The organism is Odoribacter sp. AF15-53 (assembly GCF_003479425.1).
In the GTDB taxonomy this organism is placed as follows: Bacteria; Bacteroidota; Bacteroidia; order Bacteroidales; family Marinifilaceae; genus Butyricimonas.
The window spans coordinates 1-24,803 of record NZ_QUHC01000021.1 but is presented as its reverse complement, the minus strand read 5'-3'; the positions used below and the strand labels follow the sequence as shown (position 1 = coordinate 24,803).

The window sequence follows — 24,803 nt, the reverse complement described above, 5'->3', positions numbered from 1 at the left end:
GGTCTGAAAACGCCGTATGCCTACGGCTCTCCCCCGTGAGCAGCCCCCGACTCCGGAGGGGGATGCCACATCGAGGGGGCAAGGTGGTGGTGAGGCACGAAATTCATTTCGAGTGCCGCAGCACACAACTTGCCATTTTCGTTTGAAAATAAAATCCGTCCTGCCGGACAGATTGGGGATGCCCTTGCCTGCTGCGGAGTGCCGGGGCACTCCCTCGGGCGGTTGCCGCTCTTTTCCATTCTTACTCCATTTTGGTTTCCGCCTGCAAAGTAACAGTCCTTTTCCCGTCCGGACACCATACCCGGATGCGACAAACCTACGGGTGGAAAGACAATGCACGACACGCTGATAATCAAACGGATAAACTACCGGTATTTTGATATTCCTTTGCGCCGTGGAAGCGGTGAAACGACTGTCCGGATAGACAAGGAAACAGCCGGATAGCCGACCGGACGGACAGCCGAACGGCTGATTGTCTTGCCGGACAAACGGACGGACAACCGGATAACCAGCCGGATGATCGGCTAAACAGCCAAACGGCTAAATGACTAAACGGCTAAACGGTCAAACGGCTGAACAGCCGGACAAGCGGACAGCCGGATGATTGGATGGATGCCGGGCTGAATGTATGACCGGATGCCTGAACGAATGAACGGACGAATGAACGGCAGAGTGGCTGAAAAGCTGACCGATTGAGTGAACAGAGAAGCGGCTGCACGGGCAGCCGGATGAATAACCAACAGAATGACGATATGGACAGACAGACATTGAACGTGGCTTTCGCCACACAGAAAGGCGGCAGCGGCAAGACGGCTATCACGGTGCTGGTGGCGGGCTACCTGCACTACCGCTTGGGGTGTCCGTTAGCGGTGATCGACTGCGACTTCCCGCAGTACAGCCTGTACGAGATGCGGGAGCGGGACAGCCGGGCGGTACTGGAGAACGAACACCTGAAACGGGCGGCTTACGAACAGATGCGGCAGCCGGGGCGTGCCGCCTATCCGGTGCGCAAGTGCCGGGTGGAACAAGCCCCCGACACGGCAAGGGAGCTGGCGGCGGAAGGCTGCTACGACCTGCTCTTCTTCGACCTGCCGGGCACGGTGAACTCGGCGGGCATCCTGCGCACGATCGCACAGATGGACTACATCTTCGCCCCGGTGAGTGCGGACAAGGCGGTGCTGGAAAGCACGCTCTCCTTCCTCGACGTGCTGCAACGGATGATGCTGGGCAAGGAGACGAGCCGCCTGAAGGGGCTTTACCTTTTCTGGAACCAAGTCGACAAGCGGGAAACGAGCGGGCTGTACGAGAAGTACGGGCAGGTGGTCGCCGACATGGGGCTGCCGATGCTGCAAACCCGCATCCCCGACACGAAACGCTTCCGCAAGGAGGCGGACGGCACGGGACGGACGGTGTTCCGCTCCACGCTGCTGGCTCCCGACAGGCGGATGTTGGCAGGCAGCGGCATCCCCGAACTGACCCGTGAGATAGCGACCATCCTCAAACTGGAAGGCTATGAAGAGACAGCGGAATGAGAAGCCCATCGACGAGGAGCTGCTGATGCGGATGATGGCGGGCGAGGCGGCAGGGACGGGAGAACCGGGAACCGGAAAGGAGGAAACCGCCGTGCCGGTGGAGAAGGCGCAGGAAGGGAAGGCGGCGGACGCAAGACGGCGCAAGGGAAGGCAGGCGGACTACGAGACGACCTTCCTCAAAGGCATGGACATCCCCGCCCGCTACGGCAAGCCGGTCTATGTGCGCCGTGAGTACCACGAGCGCATCGCCAAAATCTCGGTGATGCTGACGGGCGGCAAGGTGTCGCTCTCGGCATACATCGACAACGTGCTGGCGCAGCACTTCGAGCAATACCGGGAGGAGATCGAGGCGGCATACGCCGGGAAACTGGAGAACCTCTTTTAAATAGGAAGGAGGAAACGGCATGATACTGAAATTATCGCTCACCGTCCTGCTGCTCTATTACCTCGCCGTGCTGTGGAAATACTACCGGCAGGACATCGCCGGGATATTCGGGACAGCGGAAACGGACGAAGACACGGACGGAACGGGAAAGGAACCGGGGCAACCGGGCAAGCCGTACACGGTCATGGGTGAAAGCACCTACCTGCCCTTCGCAGCGGAGGACGGGGAGGAAGCGGCAGCCGGAGCCGTGGACGAACCCGCCACGGAGGACGACGGGGCGGACTACTCCGACATCGAGCCGGAGGAGGACGAGGAGGAGACGGACTATGAACCCACGCCGGAGGAGATCCGGGCACTGGAGGAGGAAGAGGAATTAGGGGCTTATTACCCGGACGGCAACCCCGACTTCGCCACGGGGTACTCCTTCGATGACCTGAAAAAGGTGCGCCGGGTACTGGTGTCGGACGATGCGGGCGAAAAGGCGGAGCGGGAAGCCCGTGAGGTGCTGCCGTCCGTGATGGGGTCGGACATCTGGGAGGCGATGCTGGACGAGTTCGAGGGCGCACGTGAGCGTGTCGCCCGGCTGATGGACAACCATAATGTTTAATTAAAATTTTAAAGACAAATGAAACAGAAAAGAATCTTTTTTACGGCGGCCTGCATACTGGCTGCCGTGGGCGCAATGGCGCAGGGAAACGGGCAGGCGGGCATCACCGAAGCCACGCAGATGGTCACCTCGTATTTTGAGCCGGGGACGAAACTGATTTACGCCATCGGTGCGGTGGTCGGCTTGATCGGCGGGGTGAAAGTGTACGGGAAGTTCAGCGCCGGCGATCCGGACGTGAGCAAAGTCGCCGCAAGCTGGTTCGGAGCCTGCATCTTCCTGATCGTGGCGGCTACCATCCTCCGTTCGTTCTTCCTGTAAAACAGCGGACTATGGACTTGGAAATCAACAAGGGGATCGGCAGGAACGTGGAGTTCAAGGGGCTGGAAAGCCAGTACCTCTTCATCTTCTGCGGCGGTCTGCTCGCCGTGTTCGTGGTGTTCGTCATCCTGTACATGGCGGGCGTGAACCAGTGGGTGTGCATCGGCTTCGGCGTGGCTGCGGCTACGCTGCTGGTATGGCTGACCTTCCGGCTGAACGCCCGGTACGGCACGCACGGGCTGATGAAGGCAGCCGCCCGCAGGCGGCATCCGAGGTACGTGGTGAACCGCCTGAAAATCCCCCGATTATTCACCTTTAAACACTGGCAAGAATGAGAAACGTAATGAAAGCGACGACACTCGAAAGCAAGTTCCCGCTGCTGGCGGTGGAGAACGGCTGCATCGTGAGCAAGGAGGCGGACGTGACGGTCGCCTTCAGGGTGGAACTGCCGGAACTGTTCTCCGTCACGGGGAGCGAGTACGAGGCGGTCCACTCGGCTTGGCACAAGGCGGTGAAGGTGCTGCCGGAGTATTCCATCGTGCACAAGCAGGACTTCTTCATCGAGGAGAAGTACCGGCCGGAAACGGACAGGGACGACCTTAGCTTCCTGAGCCGGAGCTTTGAGAGGCACTTCAACGAACGCCCGTTCCTGAACCACTTCTGCTACCTGTTCCTTACCAAGACGACGAAGGCACGGAGCCGTCAGGAAAGCACGTTCTCCACCCTCTGCAAGGGCAGGCTTGTCCCCAAGGAGATCGAGGACCGGGAGACGGTTACGAGGTTCCTCGAAGCGGTCGGTCAGTTCGAGAAGATCATGAACGACAGCGGTTTCGTTACGCTGCGCCGCCTCACGACGGACGAGATCACCGGGACGGAAACGGCGGCGGGCATCGTGGAGAAGTACCTCTCGCTCTCGCAGCACGACACGACGGTGCTGAAGGACATCCAGTTGAACCCGGAGGAGATGCGCATCGGCGACGACATCCTCTGCCTGCACACCCTCTCTGACACGGAAGACCTGCCGGGCAAGGTGGCGACTGACAGCCGCTACGAGCGGCTCTCGACCGACCGCTCGGACTGCCGCCTGTCGTTCGCCGCCCCGGTGGGCTTGCTGCTGGACTGCAACCACTGCTACAACCAGTACATCTTCATCGACGACCACGGGGAGAACCTGAAACGCTTCGAGCAGACCGCCCGGAACATGCACTCGCTCTCCCGCTATTCCCGCTCCAACCAGATCAACAAGGCATGGATCGAGGAATACCTGAACGAGGCGCACTCGAAAGGGCTGACCTCGGTGCGCTGCCACTGCAACGTGATGGCGTGGAGCGACGACCGGGAGGAGCTTAGGCGCATCAAGAACGAGGTGGGCAGCCAGCTCGCCCTGATGGAGTGCAAGCCGAGGCACAACACGGTGGACGTGCCGACGCTCTTCTGGGCGGCGATACCGGGCAACGAGGGGGACTTCCCCTTCGAGGAGAGCTTCTACACGTTCATCCCGCAAGCCCTGTGCTTCTTCACCGAGGAGACGAACTACAAGGACTCGCTCTCGCCCTTCGGCATCAAGATGGCGGACAGGATGACGGGCAGACCGCTGCATCTGGACATCAGCGACCTGCCGATGAAGAAAGGGGTGATCTCGAACCGCAACAAGTTCGTCCTCGGTCCGAGCGGAAGCGGCAAGTCGTTCTTCATGAACCACCTCGTGCGCCAGTATTACGAGCAGAACAGCCACATCGTGCTGATCGACACGGGCAACTCGTACCAAGGGCTGTGCGAGCTGATCCACCGCAAGACCAAGGGCGAGGACGGGATTTATTACACGTACACGGAGGAGAAGCCCATCAGCTTCAACCCCTTCTTCACGGACGACTACAAGTTCAGCGTGGAGAAGAAGGACAGCATCAAGACGCTGCTGCTGGCGCTGTGGAAGGGCGAGGACGAGAAGGTCACGAAGACGGAGAGCGGCGAGCTGGGCAGTGCGGTGTCGGCGTACATCCGCCGGATACAACAGAACCGGGACATCGCCCCCTCGTTCGACACCTTCTACGAGTACATGCTGAACGATTACCGGAAGGAGCTGGCTGCAAGGGACATCAAGGTGAGCCGGGAGGACTTCAACATCGACAACTTCCTGACCACGCTGCGGCAGTATTACAAGGGCGGGCGCTACGACTTCCTGCTGAACTCGAACGAGAACATCGACCTGCTGCACAAGCGGTTCATCGTCTTCGAGATCGACGCCGTGAAGGACAACGCCGAGCTGTTCCCCGTGGTTACGATCATCATCATGGAAGCCTTCATCAACAAGCTGCGCCGCCTGAAAGGGGTGCGGAAGATGCTGATCTGCGAGGAGGCTTGGAAAGCCCTTTCCTCGCCGAGCATGAGCGAGTACCTGAAATATCTCTACAAGACCGTCAGGAAATATTTCGGCGAGGCGATTGTCGTCACGCAGGAAGTCGATGATATCATCTCGTCCCCCATCGTGAAGGAGGCTATCATCACCAACTCGGACTGCAAGATCCTTTTGGACCAGAAGAAGTACATGAACAAGTTCGACGGCATCCAGTCGATGCTCGGTCTGACGGACAAGGAGAAGTCGCAGATACTCTCCATCAACCTCGCCAACCATCCCGGACGGAAGTACAAGGAGGTCTGGATCGGTCTGAACGGGGTGCAGTCGGCGGTGTACGCCACGGAGGTGTCGGCTGCCGAGTACCTGACCTATACCACCGAGGAGAGCGAGAAGACGGAGGTGTTCGCACTAGCGGAAGAGCTGGGCGGCGACTTGGAGCTTGCCATCAAGCGGCTGGCGGAAACGAAGTATAAATAATGTGCCGATGCGCTGGCGGGGAGCGGCGGACAGGTTGCCGGACGGGTGGTTGATTGACCAAACGGCTAAACGGTCAAACGGTTAAACGGCTGGCTGGCTAAACGGCTGGATGTACAAACGGCTAAACGATATGGAGAGAATAAAATTTTGTAAAACTTTTAAAAAACGGAATCAAGATGAGACGATTGAATTTAATCCTGCTGCTGTCGGCGGTGACGGCGGCGCTGGCGTTTGTCATTTCCTGCAAGGAGACAAATGCGGAACGGTTGGAAAAGATGTGCGGCGAATGGGTCAGCACGGGCGGAAAGCCGCCCTTCACCCTCTGGGAAGAGGACGGCAAGTACCGTGTGACGGTCATGCACAGGAACCACAAGGGCGGTAGTGAAGCGGAGACCTACCTCGTCCGGGAAACGGAAGGGGTGCTGTTCATCGAGACGGGCTTCGCCGTGATGATGGACTATGACCGGGAGAAAGACCGCATCCGGCTGTCGCCGGGCGGAGAGTACAGGAGAAAGAGTGACGGAACCCTAAAACAGTAAGGACATGAGAACGATAAAGGCAATCATCGTGGGCGTGGCGTGCCTGACGGCAGGTGCGGCCAACGCCCAGTGGGTCGTACACGATCCCGGCAATCTGGCGCAGGGCATCATCAACACGACCAAGGAGATCGTGGAGACCTCCGCCACCGCACAGCACACGCTGGACGGGTTCAAGGAGACGGCGAAGATATTCGAGCAGGGACGGAAGTATTACGATGCGCTCAAGGCGGTGCATGACGTGGTGAAAGGCGGCGTGAAGGTGAAGAAGTCCATCGAGATGGTGGCGGACATCTCGGAAATCTACGTGCGCAACTACCAGAAGATGCTCGGCGACCCGAACTACACGCCGGACGAGCTGTCAACCATCTCGTTCGGGTACGCCAAGCTGCTCTCCGAGAGTGCGGACATCCTGCAAGATCTGAAGAACGTGGTGAACGTGACGGGGATGTCGCTCTCGGACGCCGAGCGGCTGGCGATCATCGACCAGAGCTACAAGCGGCTGCTGGAGTACCGCAACCTCGTGCAGTATTATACGGACAAGAACATCTCGGTGAGCTACCTGCGGGCGAAGAAGAAAAAGGACGCCGACCGGGTGGTGGCTCTCTACGGGGATGCGGAAGACCGTTACTGGTGAGGCGGGCAATATATAATAATGTATGCGTACATATAATAAAAATACAGGACTATGTTGTTAGCGATAGACTTCACGAACCTGCACGAGATATTGCAGGCATTGTATCAGGACATGATGCCGCTCTGCGAGAAGCTGACGGGGGTAGCCAAGGGAATCGCCGGGCTGGGTGCGCTGTTCTACGTAGCCGCCAAGGTGTGGCAGGCGCTCGCCCGTGCCGAGCCCATCGACGTGTACCCGCTGCTGCGCCCGTTCGCCATCGGGCTGTGCATCCTCTTCTTCCCCACCTTCGTCATCGGCACGATCAACACGGTGCTCTCGCCCGTGGTGAAGGGCTGCCACGGGATGCTCGAATCACAGACCTTCGACATGAACCGATACCGGGAACAGAAGGAGACGCTGGAGAGGGAGGCGTTCCGCCGTGACCCGGAGAAGGCGTATCTGGCGAGCAAGGAGGACTTCGACAAGAAGCTCGACGAGCTGGGCTGGTCGCCCAAGGACTTGAAGACGATGGCGGTGATGTACATCGACCGGACGGAGTACAACATGAAGCGGAGCATCCGGCTGTGGTTCCAAGAACTGCTCGAACTGCTGTTCCAGTCGGCTGCGCTGGTCATCGACACGATACGGACGTTCTTCCTGATCGCCCTCTCCATCCTCGGTCCGATAGCGTTCGCCCTCTCGGTCTATGACGGGTTCCAGAGCACGCTCACGCAGTGGATAACGAGGTACATCTCCATCTACATGTGGCTGCCCGTGAGCGACCTGTTCAGCTCGGTGCTGGCACGCATCCAAGTGCTGATGCTCACCCGTGACATCGAGGCGATGAGCGACCCGACCTTCATCCCGGACAGCTCGAACACGGTGTACATCATCTTTTTAATCATCGGGATATTCGGGTACTTCACCATACCGACCGTCGCCAACTGGATCATCATGGCGGGCGGGGTGAGCCACGCCAACCGTGCGATGAACCAGACCGCCACGAAGGTAGGCAACGTCGCCGCAGCGGGTGCGGGCGCAGCCGTGGGGAACATCGCCGGAAGGATCGTCAAGTAGCGGCGGATGTCCCAAGAACATGAGTCATAACGAATAAAAAACCGGAAACATGGAATTTAAAAGTTTGAAAAATATCGAAACGAGCTTCAGGCAGATACGGCTCTTCACGCTGGTATTCGCCAGTCTGTGCGCCGTGGTGACGGGCTTCGCCCTGTGGAAGTCGTACAGCTTCGCCGAGGCGCAGCGGCAGAAGATCTACGTGCTGGACAACGGCAAGAGCCTGATGCTGGCGCTCTCGCAGGACGTGCGGCAGAACCGCCCGGTGGAGGCACGGGAGCACGTGCGCCGCTTCCACGAGCTGTTCTTCACGCTCTCGCCCGACAAGTCGGCTATCGAGGGCAACATCAGGCGTTCGCTGCTGCTGGCGGACAAGAGCGCCTTCAACTACTACAAGGACCTCTCGGAAAAGGGGTATTACAACCGCATAATATCGGGGAACATCAACCAGATGATAGAGATAGACAGCCTGCGGTGCGACTTCGACAAGTACCCGTACAGCGTGCGGACATTCGCCCGGCAGATCATCCTGCGGGAAAGCTCGGTTACGGAGCGCAGCCTTGTGACCCGCTGCCGCCTGCTGGATGCGGTCAGGAGCGACAACAATCCGCAGGGCTTCATCATCGAGGGCTTCGAGGTCACGGAGAACAAGGATTTGCAGACCCTCAAACGCTGACGGCTATGATAAGGAAATTCATCGTAAAGGCACAGGATTGGGCGGACGGGAAGCTCCGCCGCCTCGCCGGGCGTATCTCACCCGACATGCGTGTGGCAATCATCCTCGTGATGCTGGCGGCGTTCGGCGCACTGTCGGTCTATATGACCGTCGCCTCCATCTACCGCATCGGCAGGAACGACGGGAAGGAACTGGGGATAGAGCATATCAGGCGCCTGCAATTGCCCAATGACAGTATTATCAACCCTTTTGAAAGCGGACGGCATGGGACTGGCGGAGAGGTTGAGTGAGTGGCTGCTCCGCCGCCGGGAGCGGCAGGAGGAGCGGAACATGAGGCAGGTGACGGCGTATTTCGGGAGCCTGCTGAAAAAGAGGCGTGCGGATGCCGGCGCAATTCTCCAGTCCGTCAGGGACTACCGGGACTGCCCGGAGGTAACAAGGAAACAGGCGGAGCTGCTGCTGGAACACAGGTTCTTCCGGTACGTGTACCAGACGGGCTATCCCGAATGGCGGGCGGTCATGGACGCCCTGAAAGAGACCCGTTACGGGATGCGTGAGGGGGCGGCAATCCCCCGGAGCGTGAGGGAGGCGGCGGAAAGCCCGATGCTGCGTCTGGAGGCGCAATACAAGGTGCTGGAGTACGAGTACACGAGGCGCAACGCCCCGCAGCCGCTATCCCCCGAAGCGCAGGCGGAACGGGATGCGGCGCACCGGCTGCTGAACTGCTGCATGAGGGAGGGCGACCTCGACGCACTGAAAAGGCTTGCCCTGAAAGGCGAGAAACCGGACGACTCGGTGGCCATCCGCCACGGGCTGGCGGAAGGCTACCGCAGGCTCGAAGAACTGAGCCGGGAATGGAGCGAGGAGATGCGGGGCGACAACCACACCGTCATGGAACAGATCGAGTTGCGGGAGGTGGACGAGCGGGGAAAGCTGATGCGGCAAGCCGCCGCCCTTTACGAGAGGAAGACGGGCGGCAGACTGCCCGGCGACTATCTGGAAGCGGCGAAGGCGGAACGGGCGCTGCTCCACGGGCTCGCCCGCCACGGCTGGGACGGTCAGCGGGAAGTACCGAAGGAGACGGTGGAGAAGTACGGGCTGACGGAGGATTTTGCCGGCATCGCCCGGCTAAGGTGGGACTACCACCTGAGCGAGGACAACGGCGACCTCTCCCGTGACTACCCGGAAGCCGCCATCGGACGCCACAACCGTGCCATCCGGGAGCGGGCGGCGAAAGAACTGGCAGGTCTGGAAGCGAGGCTGTTCCCCGAAAAGGCGGCAAGCCGGGAACGGAAGGCTGCGCACCTGCGGGCGGACAACCGGGCAAGCCCCACGGCATCGCTCAAACGGGAACGGAAGGAGCCGCCCGGCAAGCGACAAACCGGAGAGACAGGCAGAAGGAAGCCTCCGGGGAGAAGAATCAGAATGTAGGACAACCATAAATTTTTGACATGATGGAAGAACAGAACCAAGAAAAAGCAACGGCAACGCAGCACGTGACGGTGGCGGATGCCGCAGCCCCGGAGACGGGGAACGGAAAGAAGGAGGACAAGGGCGGCGGGAAAAAGGAGAAGAAGACTGCCAAGCCGCTCACCCCGAAACAGTTGCAGCAACGGAAGAAGCTGATGGTATATCCGCTGATGGGCTTGCTGTTCCTCGGCTCGATGTGGCTGATATTCGCACCTTCGGAAGAGCGGGACGTGAACCGGGACACCGTGGGGGCGTTCAACGCCGACATCCCCCTGCCGGAGAACGACGGGATCATCGGCGACAAGCGGAAAGCCTACGAGCAGGCGCAGGCGGAAAGGCGGCAGGCGGAGAAGGTGCGCTCGCTGGAGGACTTCGCCTTCTCCGAAGAGAGCGATGCGGACAGGGTGGAAATGGAACTGCCGGACAGCGAGCCGGAACGGGAACCGTTCAGGGACTACTCGGGCAACGGCGGCGGCCGCTCCTCCGTCGCCGCCTACCGGGACATCAACCGGAAACTCGGCTCGTTCTACGAGGAGCCGAAGGTGGACGGGGAAAAGGAGGAGCTGAAAAGGCAGGTGGAGGAGCTGACCGCCAAACTGGAAGAAAGGGAACGGCAGGCGGGCGGAATCGACGATCAGGTGGCACTGATGGAGAAGAGCTACGAGCTTGCCGCCAAGTACATGGGGCAGAACGGGCAGGACGGCGCAACCGTGCAGGCACCCGCCACCGGGCAGGGCGGCAACGGTCTGGGACAGCCCGCCGTGGCGGTGCAGGCGGCACGGGAGCGGACGGTATCGGGGCTGCGACAGCCCCTAAGCGATGCGGAGTTCATGCGGCGGTACAGCCAGCCGAGGAACTACGGCTTCAACACGGCGGTGGGTAGCGGGTACGCCCTCGGGAAGAACACGATAGCCGCCTGCATCCACCAAGACCAGACGGTTATGGACGGTCAGCAGGTGAAGCTCCGGCTGCTCGAACCGTTGCAGGCGGGAAACCTGATTATCCCACGCAATACGGTGGTATCCGGTACAGGCAAGGTGCAGGGGGAACGGCTCGACATCACGGTATCGTCCGTCCAGTACCAAGGTAACATATTGCCGGTGGAATTGGCGGTCTATGACAACGAGGGAATGAAAGGACTGTGCATAGAAACCTCACTGGAGCGGGAAGCGGCAAAGGAGGCGATGGCGAACATCGGCGGCGGGCTGGGAACGAGCATCTCGTTCGCACGGAGCGCCGGGCAACAGGTGGCGATGGACATCACCCGTGGACTGATGCAGGGCGGCAGCCAGTACCTCGCCAAGAAGTTCCGCACGGTAAAGGTGCACCTGAAAGCGGGTGATCCGCTGATGCTCTACGCCAAACAACAATAAATCAACAAATTATAAAACCATTAAAAAGTAAAGACAATGAAAAAGATTTTTGGATGGGTCGCCCTGCTTGTGGGCATGGTGACGGGTGCGAACGCACAGGTGAACGACACGATACAGCGGACCACGGGCAACGACCTGTATCAGGGGATTACACGGAAGCTACCCTACCGGCAGATGGTTACGCCCCACGGGGTGCAGGTGACGTTCGCCAAGACGGTGCATATCATCTTCCCCTCGGCGGTGCGGTACGTGGATTTGGGAAGCGACCGGATTATCGCCGGGAAAGCGGACGGTGCGGAGAACGTGATCCGGGTGAAGGCGACGACCGAGGGGTTTCCGGGGGAAACGAACTTTTCCGTCATCTGCGAGGACGGGAGCTTCTATTCGTTCAATGCCCGGTATGCGCATGAGCCGGAGATGCTGAACATCGAGATGAAGGATTTTTTGGAGAACGGGGACACGACGGACTTTTCGCATACCCGCATGAACATCCATTTCCGTGAGCTGGCGGGCGAAAGCCCGCTCTTGGTGAAGCTGATCATGCAGAGCATCTACAAGGAGGACAGGCGGGAGATCCGGCACTTGGGCTGCAAACGCTTCGGGGTGCAGTTCCTCCTGAAATCCGTCCACTCGCACAACGGGCTGTTCTATTTCCACACGGAAACGAGGAACAGGTCGAACGTGGCTTTCCGGACGGACTTTATCCGGTTCAAGATCGTGGACAAGAAAGTGCCGAAGCGCACCGCCATTCAGGAGCGGGTGATCGATCCGGTGCGCAGCTACAACGAGGTGCTGGTGACGGAGGGGAAAAGCGACGTGCGCACGGTGTATGCCGTCCCGCAGTTCACCATACCGGACGACAAGCTGCTGGTCATCGAGCTGTTCGAGAAGGACGGCGGCAGGCACCAGACCATCCGGGTGGAGAACGCCGACCTCGTGGCGGCAAGACAGATTAACGAACTGAAAATCAAGTAAGCGATGAAAAGGTTACTGTTCATTATCCTGCTTTTCGGGGTGTGCCTGCATGTGAACCAGGCACACGCCCAACGGTGCCTGCCCGGAATGAGGGGCATACAGCTCACGGGCGGGCTGTCGGACAACATGCGCTGGAAAAACGGCGACGGCTTCGGCTACCACGCCGGGATAGCGGTGAGCACCTACACGAAGAACGCCCACCATTGGGTGGTCGGTGCGGAATACTTGGAGAAGCGGTACGGCTACCGGGACTGCCTCTATCCGGCGAGCCAGTTCACGGGCGAGGGCGGCTATTACCTGAACTTCCTGTCAGACCGGAAGAAGACGTTCTTCGCCGCACTGGGGCTGTCCGCCCTTGCCGGGTACGAGACGGTGAACTGGGGCGAGAGCCTGCTGCCGGACGGCTCCCGGCTCACGGATGAGGACAATTTCATCTATGGGGGTGCGCTGACGCTGGAGCTGTCCGCCTACGTGACGGACAAGATTGTCTTGCTGGTAAACGGTCGCCAACGGGTGCTGTTCGGCGGCGACTGCGGGAAGTTCCACACGCAGGTCGGCGTGGGAATACGTTTTATGATTCGATAACTGCTATATTATAATAATGTATATATGAGGACAATGATTTATAAAATACTCACGGGCTGCTACATTGTGGCCGCCCTCGTGCTGGTCGCAGCCTGTAATGACGGGCTGGATATTCAGACGAAATACCCGTTCACGGTGGAGACGATGCCCGTCCCGAAGGAGCTGAAAGTGAACGAGACGGCGGAGATACGGTGCGAGCTGAAACGGGAAGGACGCTGGGAGGACACCCGGTACACGATCCGCTGGTTCCTCTTCGACGGGGAAGGCACGCTCAAACTGGACGACGGCACGGCGTTGCTGCCCAATGACCGCTACCCGCTGGAGAAAGAGACGTTCCGGCTCTATTACACCCCGCTGTCGGACGAGCAGAGCGGCTTCACCGTCTGGGTGGAGGACTCGGACGGTCAGGTGGTCGAGCTGGAGTTCGACTTCAATGCGGACAACGACAAGGAGGACGGGTATGGAACGGAATGATCTGGTTCTATACCTCGACATACCGGAATTTTCCGAAGCCCTGCATGCCTCGAAGTGGCGGACGGACATTGTCCTTCCACAAGCGGGGGACAATATATGTCCGGAAAACCTGCTGTCGGAGAAAACGCTCGCCATGCTGGAGACGGTTTCCGCCGGGGAGGTCTGGGAAGACATGAAGGACGACTGCCGGACCATGCGCCGGGTCGTGGAGCACGAGCTGTTCCGGGTGACGGAACGGGGATTTCACCTGCGCAGGGACGGGACACCGTGCTGCACGCTGACGCTGCAAAGATACCGTGTGCACGATGCCGGAAGGCGGATGAAAACAGAAGTGCCGCCACCTTGTCCAGCCCGGGGCGTGGAACGGAAAAGCGGGAAAATCCGGTTTTATTTCCGGAAATACTTTGTGCATATCGACGTGCCGGACACGCTGCCGCAATACCCGGAGGTACGTGAGTTCGTGAACATAAAGTCGCTGCTCTCGGAGGCGGATAAAAAACTGCTGGCGGAAACGGAATGCGATGAAGCGGAAAGCCTGCTGGAGTGGATAGAGAATGAAGGCTATTGCCATGTCCGGGCGAGGTGCTGGACGCCGGACGAGGAGAGCGGCGGATGGATGTGCGTGTTGTCGGTGGATGTTTAAAGGGGTTTATAACAAGAAAAAATGTAAAAACATGGAACGAGAAGAAAGAATGTATCAGGTGCCTCTGGAGATGATATGCAGGCACGACCGCACGGCGGAGGTCTGCCGTGCCGCCGTTGAAGAGGACGGCTGGCAGTTGGAGAACGTGCCCGAGGAGATGAAGACGCCGGAACTGTGCCGGAAGGCGCTGGAAACGGAAGCGGGGTTCGGGAACGACTTCCACCGGGGGCTGGTCCAGCATATCCCGTCCCCGGAGGTGTGCATGGAGGTGCTGAAGGAGTGCCGGGAGAACAACCCGGAAGAACTCTACGGGGTGGCGGTGGCTATCCGCCCGGAGGTGATGAACGGCGAAATGGCGGACTTCCTGCTGCCGCTGGACGGCAGGTGCATCAGCATCCTGCCCGTACACCTGCAAACGCCGGAGCGGGTGCGGGTGGCGGTGGAAACGTCGGGGATGTCCGCCGTCGGGCGTGGCGGAGTGCCGAAAAGCCTGCTCACGCCCGATGTGTATGTCAGGTGCGCCGCCCACAGCCGGGAGTCGCTGATGATGATCCCGTGGGCGGAACGCTCGCCGGAGGTCTGCCTGATGGCGAAGACGCTGTACCCGGACTGGGTGAGGAATCACCCGGAGTTCGTGCCGGAGAGCGTGCATAACCAAGACAGCGTATATACGCTGAACAGCCTGATGGAAAGCCTGACGGGGGAAAAGTTCAGCTACCGGCAAATGACGGACTTCTACAACGGGAAACCGCTGAATGTGAAACGGATGGAGACGCCGGACGGCGTGCAGAAGGACAAGTCGGTGAAGTTCGACAAGGAGACGGGGAAGTTCTCCTTCTCCGACATCCGGCAGGAGCGGAAACGGGGATTGAAGATGTAGCGTGAGCTGTGCAGCAGACGAAATGGAAAAGCATCCTTTGGGATGCTTTTCCTATTATTTTAGAACTAATAGATGTTTAATCGAAATAAGCAGGACTTAATTATGGAAATACATATACCTTTATTATCTTTGCAAAAGACGGAATATCTAAACGGTAACTGTCTCAAAATGAAATTAATTGTGATTGTATGTCAAGGCTGTATTATATAAAGAATTTAGTTGTATGAATAAAGATATTAAAAATTATTTCAATTCTATTTGGAGTAAAAATCATCAAGTAGTAGTTGCACCTCCCCAAAGTACAGATTTTGCTAATTTTACATATTGTGGTTGTGGATTTGTTGTACAATATAAAGGCTATAAATTTTTTATAACAGCAGATCATGTTATTCATGGAGAACATTTTGAGGCTGATGAAAGGAATGTAGAAGATAATGTTGTAGGTGTGTTACAATGTAAAAATGATATGGAATGTTATGCTTCATTAGTTGTTCCTCTTGGGGGAATATATGATTTTACAAAATATCAAATACCAAAATCAAAAGATGATTTAGTATTTCCAGAATTAGTTGATGTAGCTTTTTGTAAAGTAGATGAGGAGTTAGAAGCATGTGTTACAATAGAACTTCGTATAGAGAATGAGATAATTGTGTCAGCAGGAGAACCCAAAGGATTTATAACCACAGAGCTGTTTCTTGAACATCCTTCTAAAGATGAATTATATGTAATTACTGGTACTATTTTGAAAGTACATCAGAATGGTATTCGTTTTTCCCCATTAAACGCTGTCTATTGTGGATTAAAATATATAGAAACTGAAAATAATTTGTTTCATCTAAAATACCCCCAAATAATAGATTATCAACAATGGGCAGGATTGAGTGGTTCACCTGTTTTCAATAATGAAGGGAAATTATTAGGAATGTTACTTAGAGTAGAAGATGGAGGACATGCTGTTTGGATAAAACCAATTAGTGAGATTGTTAAATTATTAGATTATAGTTTAACCATAGAAAAGCTCGATTTAGATAACAAAATACAGTAAATTGAAATTATTACAGTTATGTTACAAGATTATAAATTGGAAATAGGATTTGATAATTGTTCATACGATAGTCCATATTTAGTAGAAGGCTGTGCAAACAGCTGTATTACATTAATTATAGATTCTGAGAAGTTTCCGACACTTCAGTCTAAAAAGAATGTTCAGGAGGAACTGCAAAATGTAATAAAAGCGGAATTAGCAAAAATTAAATGGATTATATACAATGATGTCAATCTTGAATTTTTTTGGTACTTTTCATGTTTGCGCAAAAAGGAGTCAGATAAAATTGGAGATTTAGACAACCTGATAAAACCCATTATTGATACATTTTCTGGCTGTAATGGAATATTCATAGATGATTCTCAAATAGGTTCAATAAATAGCTTATGGATGTCCAGAGATGTTAGTTCCTCTCGAAATTCTATTTTAAAACTCTGTATTCATTTCAATAATGATGATTGCTGTATAAAAGAGAATATGCGATTTGTTCAGATAGAAAAACAAATGTATGCTGTATATAATTTTGATATAAATAGCATTAATGATTTGCATTGTATATTAATATTGCATCATATACAAAGAAAAAGAAGAAAAAATTTCGAGAAAATGTTGCAGGAAAATCCTAATATAGAAACGTCTTTAACAGATTTCAATTTATTTCATAGAACCCGGTTAAAGGATATTCCTAATAACCAAATCTATACATTGGATAAGTTTAAGCAATTATGTATTGATGCAGGATTAAATTTCAAGGAATTAATTAAAAGAGAGCGAATAAGATTGCAGAAGAGGTAATTTGTTGATCTAAATTTATTCTTATTTCAATTTACATTATTTTTTCACTCGTTAAAAGAAAAGAAGTGTAAAGTAGCTGGCGAACAAAAAAGGGGACGCTTAAAGCATCCCCTCGTCCATGTAGCTGAGGTAGGTGTCCTCGGTCAGTATGATGTGGTCCAAAAGCTGTATGCCGATTGCCTCGCAGCCTTTCTTCAACTGGCTGGTCAGGTTGTTGTCCGGCGTGCTCGCCACGGTCGAGCCGGAAGGGTGGTTGTGCGAGAGGATGATTCCCGAGGCGTGGGAGACGAGAGCCGTCTGGAGGACGATGCGTATGTCCACCACCGTGCTGTTCATGCCGCTGCGTGAGACGCACGAGACGCCCAGCAGCCTGCCTGCGCCGTTCAGGTACATCGCCCAGCACTCCTCGTGGTGCTGCATACAGTCCTCGTAGAAGGTCTTGAGGATGTCGTAAGACTCCTTGGAAGAGTGGATTCTAACTCTCTTGGATGCGTCAGCGTCCTTGTAACTTACGGTGATTTGAGGAAAAGACAGTGTATTCATAATGCAAAAAATTAAAAGTGAAACATTTATTTTTTGCTTTGGGGCACGGGGAAAGAACGGACTTCATGCAAGGCTTTTGCGTGGAATACGACCCGAAGGTGTGGAGATTGCGCGCAAAACCGTCAGGTTCAGCCTTGCTACTTGTCCGTTTTTCCCCGTAGGTTTGCTAAAAAATGAGTGTGGAGCTTGGCTAAAAATCCGGTGGGTCAAAGGGTTTCTTTTTGCTTCTTTGTCTTTTCCCGCCCACGGCTCACCGAAAGAAAAAGAAGTGCGTCCGAAAATCGGGTCAATCCTTTCCCACGGGTGGGTAAAAAAGAAGTCCGGGCGGATCGCTACCCGTCCCGGACTTCCGGCGATGAAACACAAGGGGGGGATGTTATGGCGTGATTTCCCCCGTTGCGATTAGGTTTCCGTCCGAATAATACGCTATCTTCCCGTAGGTAAACCCCATGTCGGGAATGGCTACGAAAGCGATATAGTCCGAATACTCCCTGCCTTTGAGGTTCTTTCCGACAAGGTTGTTGAATATCATGGGGATGCTATGACCGTCCCCGCTGTAAAGGACGGTTTTCCCGTTCTGTCTGATTTCCCGCTTCATGCCGTTTCCTTGAAAAGTGTCCCGTCGATAAGGTACTCCCAATTATTCCTGTGGCTCTCGTCCGTGAAATATTCCTCGCTCTCGCAATACTCGCAATCGTCACGGCACGAGCGGAAGAAGTTTTCCAGACAGTCACGCATGAGTTCCTTGAAATTCCGTGTGTCGGGCGAGCGCATGAAATCCATGAGGGGCTGCAAGATGATTTCGTCCGACACAACGCCCGTGAAGGGGCATTCGCAAGTGACGGAGATACGGCTCCTGCGCCTTTTCTTGCGGTCTTTCGTCCAATAGACCTTGGGCTTGTACAACTCCGCATGGAAGTTGTTATAGAGGTAAGCCAGCAAGCGGACGCCTGAAAGTTCCTCCGTGTCCGCCTCGTGCTTGGTATAGAAACGGTAAGCGTATGTGCAACTGTCGTAACGGTAGTTGGTGCAGACGATACGGAAAAGATTGCAGAAGGCTTCGAGCGTGTCGCAGTTCTCGGAAGCATACGGGTAATCGTTTCCCTTGGCAAGCCAGTCGGTATAGGCTCTCTGACGGGCTTCGTCCTCCAGTTCCGCAATGCCGAATAGTGTATAGGTTCTTTGTACGGTTCGCATAAGTTTGAAAATTTGAAAGTTTGAAAATCGGTTTCTTTGCTATCTTTCTTTTTCGCTACGGCTCACGAAAGAAAGTAGCGGGCGGATTTCTCCGCCCTGCCCTTTGTCCTTAGGCTGCAATCTCTTCGGGTTGCGGTTGTTCCTCGGGTTGCGTTACCTTGCGCTCCCTTGCCCGTTCCTGTACCAAGAGGACGGCTTTCTTTTCCTCGATGCGCTGGTGACGCTTCTCGTACACCCCGTTGTACTCCCTTTCGATGTTGGCGAGTTCCTCCGGCATGTGCCTGCGTGCGAAGTCGAGCAAGAGGGTCGCCACGGTGTTGTTCCCGCACGCTCCCTTGAAGTTGGCTACAAGGAAGTCCCTGCGGATGATGGTCTTCATCCTCACGGTGAGGTTGCCGATAATCCCCATCTTGTCCTCGTCCGTGATATACTGCTTGTCTTCCGCAATCCCCACGGCTGCGAAGTGTTCCTTTCGGAGAGAGGACAGAAGGAAGAAGTACAACATGGTATCTTCATCGGCACTGAACTTACCGCCCGTGATGTCGGCTTCGAGGATTTGCTTCTTGGTGTCCTCCACCGTGCGTTCGAGTGCGATTTCCTTGTTGCGCTCGTCCTGCTTCTCCAATTTCTCCACGGGTGAGAGCGGTGCGGGTGCGGGCGTTCCGTCCGCTGTCTGCGCTTCGGTCATGTTCTCCACGTAACAGAATGTAATCTCCTTCTGCCCGATTTTGGCATAGACGGTGATTTCCCCCGTTCCGCTCCTGCGGGTGATTTCCTCCTCCTGCTCCATGTAGTCCGCCCATTGCTGCTCGTAGCGGGTGCGGGCTTCCCCGTAGCGTTCGGGGTCGTTGAAATTTTCGGCTTTGGGTTCTTTCGGGCAGCTTGGAAAGGCGGTGTACCTGTCAAGGGTCTCCACCTCGTAGCCCGAAGCGGTTAGCCGTTCTACCACCGTCTCGTTGGCGGTGTAGCGGTCACGGCAGAGCGACACCTCCGGCTGGTTCCGCATGATTTGCACGGCTCGCTCCATGAGGTAGGATGCGTTCATCTCGGCAAGGCACGTGCGATTGGCGCAATGCCCGCACCCGCCATCATGGAACAACAGCAAGTTATTGGTGTTGTGTGCGCACGTGGCGCACTCGGTCTTGTCGAAGCGGTAGTATTGCAGGTCGGTGGTGAAGTTCTGCTCGATGCGCCTTGCGACATCGGCGGCTTTCAGTCCCCGCCAACTGTTATACGTTCCCTCGTCCTGCAAATGCTTCTCGTACACCTCACGCTGAATGTCCTCCCCGTATCGGCAGATTTCAGCCGCCACGCTGATGGTGATTTCATCCGCATCCAAAAGGGCGGCGATTTCGGGGATAAGGGCGGTGAATTTCAGCCGTGTGCGGATATAGTTCTCGTTCTTTCCGAAGAGTTGCGCCAAGGTCTGCACGGTGTGGCGTCCGCTCTCGATAAGCCGCTGATAGGCTGCGGCTTCCTCCACGGGTGTCACATCCTTGCGCTGCAAGTTCTCGGTAATCGCCATTTCCTCGGCTTCCTCGTCCGACAACTCGGTTACGATTGCGGGAATTTCGTCCCTGCCCGCAATGACGGACGCACGGTAACGGCGTTCCCCGAAAACAATCCCGTAACGGTCTGTCCCGTCAACGGGGCGCACGGTGATGGGCTGCAACACACCCTGCCGCTTGATGCTCTCGGCAAGCTCGTAAAGGCTCGTTTCATCGAAACGCTTGCGTGGGTTGAAACCGCTCGGCTGAATGTCTGCCAACGCTACCATCGTGATGTTTTTCTCTGCTGCTGATTGATTTGCTTTTGTCTTCATAATCTGTTATTTTTAAGTTGATTGTTTATAGTTGTTCTTTTTGATTTTTGACAAACCGTCCCGTTCGGGCAATCGGTTTCTTTGCTATCTTTCTTTCCCCGCTCCGGCTCACGAAAGAAAGTAGCGGGCGGAAAATCCGCCCTTGCGGGCTACCTGCGGTTATAGCATACGTTCGCGAACTTCTTCTTTTGCTCTATCGCCCGTTTGAGGGTGTAGAACGTACCGCCCACGGCTACCGCATCGTAATAGACCATCAGAAAAGCGGAGTTTTCCAAAAGGTAGTCGTTACGGCGTAAGAAACAGCCCTCGGTATATCCGTCCTGCAAGGTTACCACTTCATCGGCTTGCGCCAAAATGGTGTCATAACGCCGCTTGTCGGCTTGGGTGTACCGTTCGGCTTGTCCCTTGAAGGGGACAACGCATTTCAGCCGGATATGCGGGTATTCCTTTTTGAGGTTCAAGACTTCCTCTGCTGCGATAAGGTCGAAGCCCTCGCACATTCCCGACAAAAAGGTGTCGTAGCCTTTTTTGATGCAATAACTCTCGATGGCTACAAATGTATCGAACGCCACCTCCCTGAAGAGTTTCTCACGGTCTGCCGTGAACTTGGCTATACGGTTGGTGCGGTGTCCCGAAAAGGCTACCGTCTTTTCCTTGCTAACGGGTGTTCCGTTTTCTGTCAATGTCCTTGTTTCCATATCGGTAAATATTAGAATATTAAAAGAATGATTATCAGTACGAACACGAAGCCGACAAACAGCCGCCACGCAAGGGCGAAAACAAGCCGTGCCACGAAGTAAAACAGAGCCACGACAAGCGACAAGGCGAAAAACCGCCCTGCGGCGGTGGTGAGGAAATAAACCACCGAAGCCCAAAGGATTAGGCGGTATATCAGTTTGTAAACGGGTGTCGTTTTCATGTTCTTGGGTATTGTCGGGCGGATTGCTCCACCCGTGGTTCTTTAACAGTTCCCTTTCGGGATATAGCGGTTATCGGCTATCAGCCGGAAAGTGTCATAATCAGCCGTTCCCCGATAACTTAGGGACAGTTCAAAAGAGAGGTGTCCTTCCTCTATGTAGAACGTGAAGCGCAAGCCGTTGCGGGTTATCGTCCCTTTTGAACGGTTTCTCCCTTCCCATCTTACGGGTTCGTTCTCGATACTTTTCAAGAAGTCGGCTACTTTTTTCGAGTTCTCCGCATTTTCCTGCTCCACCTGCCTGTATATCTGCGTGCAGTAGTTTATCCAATCGTTTATTTTCTTGGCGGTGAACACGCCGATATTGCACGGTTTTTCATATTGGTTACCCGCCCTTTCGATGTCGTAGCGGTTGACATACTCAAAATGCTCCATGTCGGTGGCTATCCTGTATTTGTTCTCTTTGTTTATCTTGTACACATGGAAACGGATGCCGTTGTACGTGAACTCTATGCGCACGCCGTAAAATGCGGGGTATTCACCGCTTACCACGTGGTAGCCGTATTCCGCTTGGGGTATGTACTTCCTTACCTCCTGCATGAGTGGAGACAGTTCTTTTTTTGCCTGTTCCACCTTCTCGGTAAACATAGCTTTTATGTTTAACCCGTTAAATTCCTTTTCCGATAATGTTTTCATCGTCTTATGTCTTTAGTGGGGCGGACTGCTCCGCCCGTTGGTTTATACTCTTGTTCCTTTGCTGTCCCGCTTAGGCTGCTGCGGGTTCGTTTATCGGTTCGGTTACCTTGTCGGCAATCATCTTCGCCGCCTTGTTCACGTCCCCCAATATCTCCACCAAAAAGGCGGGTTCTTCCCTTAGCTTGGTGAGCCAGTGTTTCAGATAGGCGGCGTTGTTCTCCTGCGGTGCGGCTGCGTAGCCGAAGAACGCACCGCAAAGGGCTGCGGTAAGTTCGGCGACAAGTTCCTCACGGGCATAGAGCGCATCCCCGAAGAAGCTGCCGAACGTGCGGTTCAGCCGTTGGGGGCTTCCCGTGCTGTGCGCCATCTCGTGCAGAAGTGTGCCGTAATATTCCGCTCCCTGCGGGAACTGCTCACGCTGCGGGCAAACGATATGGTCGGAAGAGGGCGAATAGTAGGCACTGTCCGAATACTGCACCTTGATGGGGCAATACCAATTTTGCAGATAGACAAGCTCGTCCAACGCCTCGTAAATCATCCCGTCCGAATAGTCTTCGGGTTGCTCCCCCTTTTTCATACGCTCGTAGCGTTCGGGCTGCTTTTCGGCAAAATCGGTCTGGTCGATGTTGAAGACATTGTAATACTTCATCTGCGGGATGACCTTGTAATTTTCCTGCTCGGTTGCGGGCAACTTGCGGTATTCCTCGTACTTGATTGTCTTTTTCGTTTCCTTGTGTACCACGAACTTAAACCAATAATAGACGGGAAACGAGCGTGCGCCCTTGCAAACACTTAAATCCTCTTCCTTCGCTTGGTTGAACGTGAGGAACACGGGCAAAGTGAATTTCATGAACTCGGTGTAGAACAATAACATCAAGACATTCCCGCCGTTATAGAGCGTCCCTCTGATGTTGCGGGGCAAACCTTGTTCAAGGCTCGCTATCCACGGTTTTTGCCAATCCGTTTTCAAGCACTCGATTTTCTTGATTAACAAATCGGTGAACATCGGTGCAATCTTTTCGATGGTGCTGTTCGTTGTTGCCATAACTCACAAATTTTAATCGTTATTACTCTGTTTTCATCGCTTGTCGTCCCAACCAATTTTTTTCCCTTGGCTGATTGGGAAGAACATTGACCATCATTGATAGCGGAAAAGGTGAATTGCAACCATCTGAAAAAATGGTAAATACTACCCGCAGGGTGGAGATTTGGCATTTTTTGCGGATTTGCTTTCACCTCCGCCTACCTTCGTCAATGTTTTTCCAATCAGCTTAGGGAAAAAATGCCCTGTCAGTCATTCCAATCAATGGTAAGTTACTTGCCGGGTGCAGGAAAAAGAAGCCTTCCGGAGAGCCGGGAACGCCCGTTTCCCAAGGCAAGGAGATACGGGCGGGAGAAGTATATGTGAGCACGGTCAGGTTCCGGCTGCCGGACAAACACCGGGGAACTCTTTCGGGCGGGACGGACGGATGTGTTCCGTTTGTCCTTCCGCCCCGATGTCCGGCTTCGGCCATGCAGTCTCACGGAGTGGTCGGAAACGGACGCCGGGACGGGACAGCCCGTGCGCCAAGGTGTAAGCGCAAGACAGTGAAAGCCCTTTCACCCACGTTAGGGATTGCAGGGGAAAGCCCACAGCATAGCGAGGACTTGCAGCGGAAAGCCCGACCCGAAGGGGAACGCCCAAACAACCACCCGCAAAAACTGCTTTTAAGCATACCATAGAAAAAAAGGAAGACCGAATATTCCGAAGTTTCGCCCTTATGATATATATTTGTAATTGAGCGAAGATAATAGCGGAAAACGTGGATAATTACATATTACCGTTCATAAAAAATAAATGGAATGAATAAAATAGAGTCATTTAAATATATTCGCCCAATTTCTCCGGGTACAACATCATGTTACTCTGTTGGAGATATTCTTCCTATTGAGATTTCATGGGAATGTAATGGAAAGGTGTATAATCGGAAACAAGAAAAAGGTGGTTTGTGCGCTATTTTATTAGAACATGATAATGTAGTCGGTGTTGTTGAGAATCCATATACAGGTGGATTCAATTTAGCTTATGTATTGAACGGAGCAAATCAGGTAGTTTGGAATGTGTCTGATTTGTTTATTGCTACTTACGGGAATCTATATTATGGTAGAGCACTACATTTCGTTGATGTGAGAGTTGAAAATGGAATTTTATACTTTTTCATCAATATATCAAATTGCGATTTTCGCTTTTCAATTAATGTAAAAACAGGAGAAATAGGGCAATTAATAGAAACAAGATAACAGAACGATAACAATCGGCTAAACCTCCCTTAATGGTCGGTTAGCCACCGGACATTATCAATCAATAGAAATTTATGAGCATTGGAATTGTAAATAAATTAGATACTCCTTGGGGATTTACAAAAGATATACAACAAGATAACTGGCATATTCAATACACAAATTTGAATGAAATATGCCAAGGTGGTCCTCTGGTTGGCAATCTTATCGTAAATGGGCAGAAAGTCTTTTGTGACAAACGCTTTGGAGGTCCATTATTGTATCACGAAAATTTAGTATTTATTCCAATGTATATTCGTAAATTTTGTATTTCAGGATTTATGCTATCTGTAATAGAACTTAATTCCATGCGATTAATACGGGTAAAAGACATTTATGATTTAGTATATCTTGATAGTATTAATGAAAATGAAATACTATTCTATAAAGATATAGATAGAACTAAATTACATAGAAAGAAGATTGATAACAAATGGCTTAACATCTAAATAATAAGTTAGACACCGAACATTATAATAAATAAAAATCAAAG

The 24,803-nt window shown here is 54.0% G+C and carries 33 protein-coding genes; 24 read left to right on the top strand and 9 right to left on the bottom strand.

What is annotated here, in order from left to right; translation table 11 throughout:
- Positions 1-16 precede the first annotated feature (16 nt).
- From DWW52_RS21160 to DWW52_RS20105, 21 genes are all read left to right on the top strand, one after another.
- Entirely contained in the window at positions 17-349 is a 333-nt protein-coding gene (locus DWW52_RS21160) for a hypothetical protein (RefSeq protein WP_182115660.1), read from the top strand.
- Between the two features lie 403 nt (positions 350-752).
- Entirely contained in the window at positions 753-1,532 is a 780-nt protein-coding gene (locus tag DWW52_RS20200; protein ID WP_010992654.1) for a ParA family protein, read from the top strand.
- Positions 1,513-1,917 (top strand): DUF3408 domain-containing protein, encoded by a 405-nt coding sequence (locus tag DWW52_RS20195; protein ID WP_032581414.1) that lies wholly within the window; start codon positions 1,513-1,515, stop codon positions 1,915-1,917. Before DWW52_RS20200 ends, DWW52_RS20195 begins: the two co-directional genes overlap by 20 nt.
- Before the next feature lie 19 nt (positions 1,918-1,936).
- Complete coding sequence (locus tag DWW52_RS20190; protein WP_032581416.1) at positions 1,937-2,524, top strand: hypothetical protein; 588 nt, start codon at positions 1,937-1,939, stop codon at positions 2,522-2,524.
- An 18-nt stretch (positions 2,525-2,542) separates the two neighbouring features.
- Positions 2,543-2,842 carry a DUF4134 domain-containing protein gene (locus DWW52_RS20185; protein WP_004327362.1) on the top strand — a complete coding sequence of 100 codons (300 nt, stop codon included), beginning with the start codon at positions 2,543-2,545 and terminating at the stop codon, positions 2,840-2,842.
- A gap of 11 nt (positions 2,843-2,853) precedes the next feature.
- Positions 2,854-3,177 (top strand): DUF4133 domain-containing protein, encoded by a 324-nt coding sequence (locus tag DWW52_RS20180; RefSeq protein WP_004327363.1) that lies wholly within the window; start codon positions 2,854-2,856, stop codon positions 3,175-3,177.
- On the top strand, positions 3,174-5,675 hold the full coding sequence (locus DWW52_RS20175) for a TraG family conjugative transposon ATPase (RefSeq protein ID WP_010992657.1): 2,502 nt from the start codon (positions 3,174-3,176) through the stop codon (positions 5,673-5,675). The genes DWW52_RS20180 and DWW52_RS20175 overlap by 4 nt, the downstream gene beginning before the upstream one ends.
- 176 nt (positions 5,676-5,851) lie before the next feature.
- Entirely contained in the window at positions 5,852-6,214 is a 363-nt protein-coding gene (locus DWW52_RS20170; protein WP_029427346.1) for a DUF3876 domain-containing protein, read from the top strand.
- 4 nt (positions 6,215-6,218) lie between these two features.
- Positions 6,219-6,848: a DUF4141 domain-containing protein gene (locus DWW52_RS20165; RefSeq protein ID WP_004327366.1), complete on the top strand. Its 630-nt coding sequence runs from the start codon at positions 6,219-6,221 to the stop codon at positions 6,846-6,848.
- Positions 6,849-6,899: 51 nt separating this feature from the next.
- Entirely contained in the window at positions 6,900-7,904 is a 1,005-nt protein-coding gene (gene traJ, locus DWW52_RS20160) for a conjugative transposon protein TraJ (protein ID WP_029427344.1), read from the top strand.
- Positions 7,905-7,953: 49 nt separating this feature from the next.
- Positions 7,954-8,577, top strand: coding sequence for a conjugative transposon protein TraK (gene traK / locus DWW52_RS20155; RefSeq protein WP_004327368.1), 624 nt, complete (start codon positions 7,954-7,956; stop codon positions 8,575-8,577).
- Between the two features lie 5 nt (positions 8,578-8,582).
- Positions 8,583-8,867: a TraL conjugative transposon family protein gene (locus tag DWW52_RS20150; RefSeq protein ID WP_029427343.1), complete on the top strand. Its 285-nt coding sequence runs from the start codon at positions 8,583-8,585 to the stop codon at positions 8,865-8,867.
- On the top strand, positions 8,842-10,008 hold the full coding sequence (locus tag DWW52_RS20145; RefSeq protein ID WP_032581421.1) for a hypothetical protein: 1,167 nt from the start codon (positions 8,842-8,844) through the stop codon (positions 10,006-10,008). Before DWW52_RS20150 ends, DWW52_RS20145 begins: the two co-directional genes overlap by 26 nt.
- Positions 10,009-10,028: 20 nt before the next feature.
- Positions 10,029-11,420 carry a conjugative transposon protein TraM gene (traM, locus tag DWW52_RS20140; RefSeq protein ID WP_032581422.1) on the top strand — a complete coding sequence of 464 codons (1,392 nt, stop codon included), beginning with the start codon at positions 10,029-10,031 and terminating at the stop codon, positions 11,418-11,420.
- Between the two features lie 36 nt (positions 11,421-11,456).
- The gene (gene traN, locus DWW52_RS20135) at positions 11,457-12,395 is read left to right on the top strand and encodes a conjugative transposon protein TraN (RefSeq protein ID WP_032581424.1); all 939 of its coding nucleotides are present in this window, start codon (positions 11,457-11,459) and stop codon (positions 12,393-12,395) included.
- 3 nt (positions 12,396-12,398) lie between these two features.
- Positions 12,399-12,980: a conjugal transfer protein TraO gene (locus DWW52_RS20130; RefSeq protein WP_032581425.1), complete on the top strand. Its 582-nt coding sequence runs from the start codon at positions 12,399-12,401 to the stop codon at positions 12,978-12,980.
- A 24-nt stretch (positions 12,981-13,004) separates the two neighbouring features.
- Positions 13,005-13,454, top strand: coding sequence for a DUF3872 domain-containing protein (locus DWW52_RS20125; protein ID WP_032581427.1), 450 nt, complete (start codon positions 13,005-13,007; stop codon positions 13,452-13,454).
- Positions 13,441-14,097, top strand: a complete 657-nt coding sequence (locus tag DWW52_RS20120) for a hypothetical protein (RefSeq protein WP_032581429.1) — start codon at positions 13,441-13,443, stop codon at positions 14,095-14,097. The genes DWW52_RS20125 and DWW52_RS20120 overlap by 14 nt, the downstream gene beginning before the upstream one ends.
- A 31-nt stretch (positions 14,098-14,128) precedes the next feature.
- Positions 14,129-14,977 (top strand): hypothetical protein, encoded by an 849-nt coding sequence (locus DWW52_RS20115; protein WP_032581430.1) that lies wholly within the window; start codon positions 14,129-14,131, stop codon positions 14,975-14,977.
- Positions 14,978-15,200: 223 nt separating this feature from the next.
- Positions 15,201-16,022: a serine protease gene (locus tag DWW52_RS20110; protein WP_032581432.1), complete on the top strand. Its 822-nt coding sequence runs from the start codon at positions 15,201-15,203 to the stop codon at positions 16,020-16,022.
- 18 nt (positions 16,023-16,040) lie between these two features.
- Positions 16,041-16,817: a RusA family crossover junction endodeoxyribonuclease gene (locus DWW52_RS20105; protein ID WP_118058762.1), complete on the top strand. Its 777-nt coding sequence runs from the start codon at positions 16,041-16,043 to the stop codon at positions 16,815-16,817.
- A gap of 99 nt (positions 16,818-16,916) precedes the next feature.
- Here the strand turns inward: DWW52_RS20105 and DWW52_RS20100 are convergent, their stop codons facing one another.
- The gene (locus tag DWW52_RS20100; RefSeq protein ID WP_004326124.1) at positions 16,917-17,360 is read right to left on the bottom strand and encodes a RadC family protein; all 444 of its coding nucleotides are present in this window, start codon (positions 17,358-17,360) and stop codon (positions 16,917-16,919) included.
- Positions 17,361-17,377: 17 nt separating this feature from the next.
- Here DWW52_RS20100 and DWW52_RS21095 point away from each other — a divergent pair, with 17 nt between their 5' ends.
- On the top strand, positions 17,378-17,521 hold the full coding sequence (locus DWW52_RS21095) for a hypothetical protein (protein WP_158582682.1): 144 nt from the start codon (positions 17,378-17,380) through the stop codon (positions 17,519-17,521).
- Positions 17,522-17,736: 215 nt separating this feature from the next.
- Here DWW52_RS21095 and DWW52_RS20090 read toward each other — a convergent pair whose 3' ends face one another.
- The 8 genes from DWW52_RS20090 to DWW52_RS21155 all read right to left on the bottom strand — a co-directional run bounded on the left by DWW52_RS20090 (position 17,737) and on the right by DWW52_RS21155 (position 23,711).
- The gene (locus DWW52_RS20090) at positions 17,737-17,958 is read right to left on the bottom strand and encodes a hypothetical protein (protein WP_032581441.1); all 222 of its coding nucleotides are present in this window, start codon (positions 17,956-17,958) and stop codon (positions 17,737-17,739) included.
- Positions 17,955-18,557 carry a hypothetical protein gene (locus tag DWW52_RS20085; RefSeq protein ID WP_117913020.1) on the bottom strand — a complete coding sequence of 201 codons (603 nt, stop codon included), beginning with the start codon at positions 18,555-18,557 and terminating at the stop codon, positions 17,955-17,957. Before DWW52_RS20085 ends, DWW52_RS20090 begins: the two co-directional genes overlap by 4 nt.
- 109 nt (positions 18,558-18,666) lie before the next feature.
- Positions 18,667-20,379 carry a ParB/RepB/Spo0J family partition protein gene (locus tag DWW52_RS20080; protein ID WP_118717694.1) on the bottom strand — a complete coding sequence of 571 codons (1,713 nt, stop codon included), beginning with the start codon at positions 20,377-20,379 and terminating at the stop codon, positions 18,667-18,669.
- 149 nt (positions 20,380-20,528) lie between these two features.
- Positions 20,529-21,077 (bottom strand): SLOG family protein, encoded by a 549-nt coding sequence (locus DWW52_RS20075; protein ID WP_118717692.1) that lies wholly within the window; start codon positions 21,075-21,077, stop codon positions 20,529-20,531.
- 11 nt (positions 21,078-21,088) lie between these two features.
- Positions 21,089-21,298 (bottom strand): hypothetical protein, encoded by a 210-nt coding sequence (locus tag DWW52_RS20070; RefSeq protein ID WP_009041199.1) that lies wholly within the window; start codon positions 21,296-21,298, stop codon positions 21,089-21,091.
- A gap of 42 nt (positions 21,299-21,340) precedes the next feature.
- Positions 21,341-21,991: a hypothetical protein gene (locus DWW52_RS20065; protein WP_009041198.1), complete on the bottom strand. Its 651-nt coding sequence runs from the start codon at positions 21,989-21,991 to the stop codon at positions 21,341-21,343.
- A 70-nt stretch (positions 21,992-22,061) separates the two neighbouring features.
- The gene (locus DWW52_RS20060; RefSeq protein ID WP_118717690.1) at positions 22,062-23,036 is read right to left on the bottom strand and encodes an ArdC family protein; all 975 of its coding nucleotides are present in this window, start codon (positions 23,034-23,036) and stop codon (positions 22,062-22,064) included.
- A 369-nt stretch (positions 23,037-23,405) separates the two neighbouring features.
- Complete coding sequence (locus DWW52_RS21155) at positions 23,406-23,711, bottom strand: hypothetical protein (RefSeq protein ID WP_032581447.1); 306 nt, start codon at positions 23,709-23,711, stop codon at positions 23,406-23,408.
- Between the two features lie 122 nt (positions 23,712-23,833).
- Between DWW52_RS21155 and DWW52_RS20050 the strand changes: the two genes are divergently transcribed.
- Positions 23,834-24,271 carry a hypothetical protein gene (locus DWW52_RS20050; protein WP_032581449.1) on the top strand — a complete coding sequence of 146 codons (438 nt, stop codon included), beginning with the start codon at positions 23,834-23,836 and terminating at the stop codon, positions 24,269-24,271.
- Positions 24,272-24,345: 74 nt separating this feature from the next.
- A complete protein-coding gene (locus DWW52_RS20045; protein WP_009017698.1) occupies positions 24,346-24,759 on the top strand; it encodes a hypothetical protein in 414 nt (137 codons plus the stop codon).
- The last annotated feature ends 44 nt before the right edge of the window (positions 24,760-24,803 follow it).

Excerpts from the sequence above, each read along its gene's own strand:
- DWW52_RS21160 (WP_182115660.1), top strand. The coding sequence starts at position 17 with ATGCCTACGGCTCTCCCCCGTGAGCAGCCCCCGACTCCGGAGGGGGAT.
- DWW52_RS20200 (WP_010992654.1), top strand. The coding sequence starts at position 753 with ATGGACAGACAGACATTGAACGTGGCTTTCGCCACACAGAAAGGCGGC.
- DWW52_RS20195 (WP_032581414.1), top strand. The coding sequence starts at position 1,513 with ATGAAGAGACAGCGGAATGAGAAGCCCATCGACGAGGAGCTGCTGATG.
- DWW52_RS20190 (WP_032581416.1), top strand. The coding sequence starts at position 1,937 with ATGATACTGAAATTATCGCTCACCGTCCTGCTGCTCTATTACCTCGCC.
- DWW52_RS20185 (WP_004327362.1), top strand. The coding sequence starts at position 2,543 with ATGAAACAGAAAAGAATCTTTTTTACGGCGGCCTGCATACTGGCTGCC.
- DWW52_RS20180 (WP_004327363.1), top strand. The coding sequence starts at position 2,854 with ATGGACTTGGAAATCAACAAGGGGATCGGCAGGAACGTGGAGTTCAAG.
- DWW52_RS20175 (WP_010992657.1), top strand. The coding sequence starts at position 3,174 with ATGAGAAACGTAATGAAAGCGACGACACTCGAAAGCAAGTTCCCGCTG.
- DWW52_RS20170 (WP_029427346.1), top strand. The coding sequence starts at position 5,852 with ATGAGACGATTGAATTTAATCCTGCTGCTGTCGGCGGTGACGGCGGCG.
- DWW52_RS20165 (WP_004327366.1), top strand. The coding sequence starts at position 6,219 with ATGAGAACGATAAAGGCAATCATCGTGGGCGTGGCGTGCCTGACGGCA.
- traJ (WP_029427344.1), top strand. The coding sequence starts at position 6,900 with ATGTTGTTAGCGATAGACTTCACGAACCTGCACGAGATATTGCAGGCA.
- traK (WP_004327368.1), top strand. The coding sequence starts at position 7,954 with ATGGAATTTAAAAGTTTGAAAAATATCGAAACGAGCTTCAGGCAGATA.
- DWW52_RS20150 (WP_029427343.1), top strand. The coding sequence starts at position 8,583 with ATGATAAGGAAATTCATCGTAAAGGCACAGGATTGGGCGGACGGGAAG.
- DWW52_RS20145 (WP_032581421.1), top strand. The coding sequence starts at position 8,842 with ATGGGACTGGCGGAGAGGTTGAGTGAGTGGCTGCTCCGCCGCCGGGAG.
- traM (WP_032581422.1), top strand. The coding sequence starts at position 10,029 with ATGATGGAAGAACAGAACCAAGAAAAAGCAACGGCAACGCAGCACGTG.
- traN (WP_032581424.1), top strand. The coding sequence starts at position 11,457 with ATGAAAAAGATTTTTGGATGGGTCGCCCTGCTTGTGGGCATGGTGACG.
- DWW52_RS20130 (WP_032581425.1), top strand. The coding sequence starts at position 12,399 with ATGAAAAGGTTACTGTTCATTATCCTGCTTTTCGGGGTGTGCCTGCAT.
- DWW52_RS20125 (WP_032581427.1), top strand. The coding sequence starts at position 13,005 with ATGAGGACAATGATTTATAAAATACTCACGGGCTGCTACATTGTGGCC.
- DWW52_RS20120 (WP_032581429.1), top strand. The coding sequence starts at position 13,441 with ATGGAACGGAATGATCTGGTTCTATACCTCGACATACCGGAATTTTCC.
- DWW52_RS20115 (WP_032581430.1), top strand. The coding sequence starts at position 14,129 with ATGGAACGAGAAGAAAGAATGTATCAGGTGCCTCTGGAGATGATATGC.
- DWW52_RS20110 (WP_032581432.1), top strand. The coding sequence starts at position 15,201 with ATGAATAAAGATATTAAAAATTATTTCAATTCTATTTGGAGTAAAAAT.
- DWW52_RS20105 (WP_118058762.1), top strand. The coding sequence starts at position 16,041 with ATGTTACAAGATTATAAATTGGAAATAGGATTTGATAATTGTTCATAC.
- DWW52_RS20100 (WP_004326124.1), bottom strand. The coding sequence starts at position 17,360 with ATGAATACACTGTCTTTTCCTCAAATCACCGTAAGTTACAAGGACGCT.
- DWW52_RS20090 (WP_032581441.1), bottom strand. The coding sequence starts at position 17,958 with ATGAAGCGGGAAATCAGACAGAACGGGAAAACCGTCCTTTACAGCGGG.
- DWW52_RS20085 (WP_117913020.1), bottom strand. The coding sequence starts at position 18,557 with ATGCGAACCGTACAAAGAACCTATACACTATTCGGCATTGCGGAACTG.
- DWW52_RS20080 (WP_118717694.1), bottom strand. The coding sequence starts at position 20,379 with ATGAAGACAAAAGCAAATCAATCAGCAGCAGAGAAAAACATCACGATG.
- DWW52_RS20075 (WP_118717692.1), bottom strand. The coding sequence starts at position 21,077 with ATGGAAACAAGGACATTGACAGAAAACGGAACACCCGTTAGCAAGGAA.
- DWW52_RS20070 (WP_009041199.1), bottom strand. The coding sequence starts at position 21,298 with ATGAAAACGACACCCGTTTACAAACTGATATACCGCCTAATCCTTTGG.
- DWW52_RS20065 (WP_009041198.1), bottom strand. The coding sequence starts at position 21,991 with ATGAAAACATTATCGGAAAAGGAATTTAACGGGTTAAACATAAAAGCT.
- DWW52_RS20060 (WP_118717690.1), bottom strand. The coding sequence starts at position 23,036 with ATGGCAACAACGAACAGCACCATCGAAAAGATTGCACCGATGTTCACC.
- DWW52_RS21155 (WP_032581447.1), bottom strand. The coding sequence starts at position 23,711 with ATGGTATGCTTAAAAGCAGTTTTTGCGGGTGGTTGTTTGGGCGTTCCC.
- DWW52_RS20050 (WP_032581449.1), top strand. The coding sequence starts at position 23,834 with ATGAATAAAATAGAGTCATTTAAATATATTCGCCCAATTTCTCCGGGT.
- DWW52_RS20045 (WP_009017698.1), top strand. The coding sequence starts at position 24,346 with ATGAGCATTGGAATTGTAAATAAATTAGATACTCCTTGGGGATTTACA.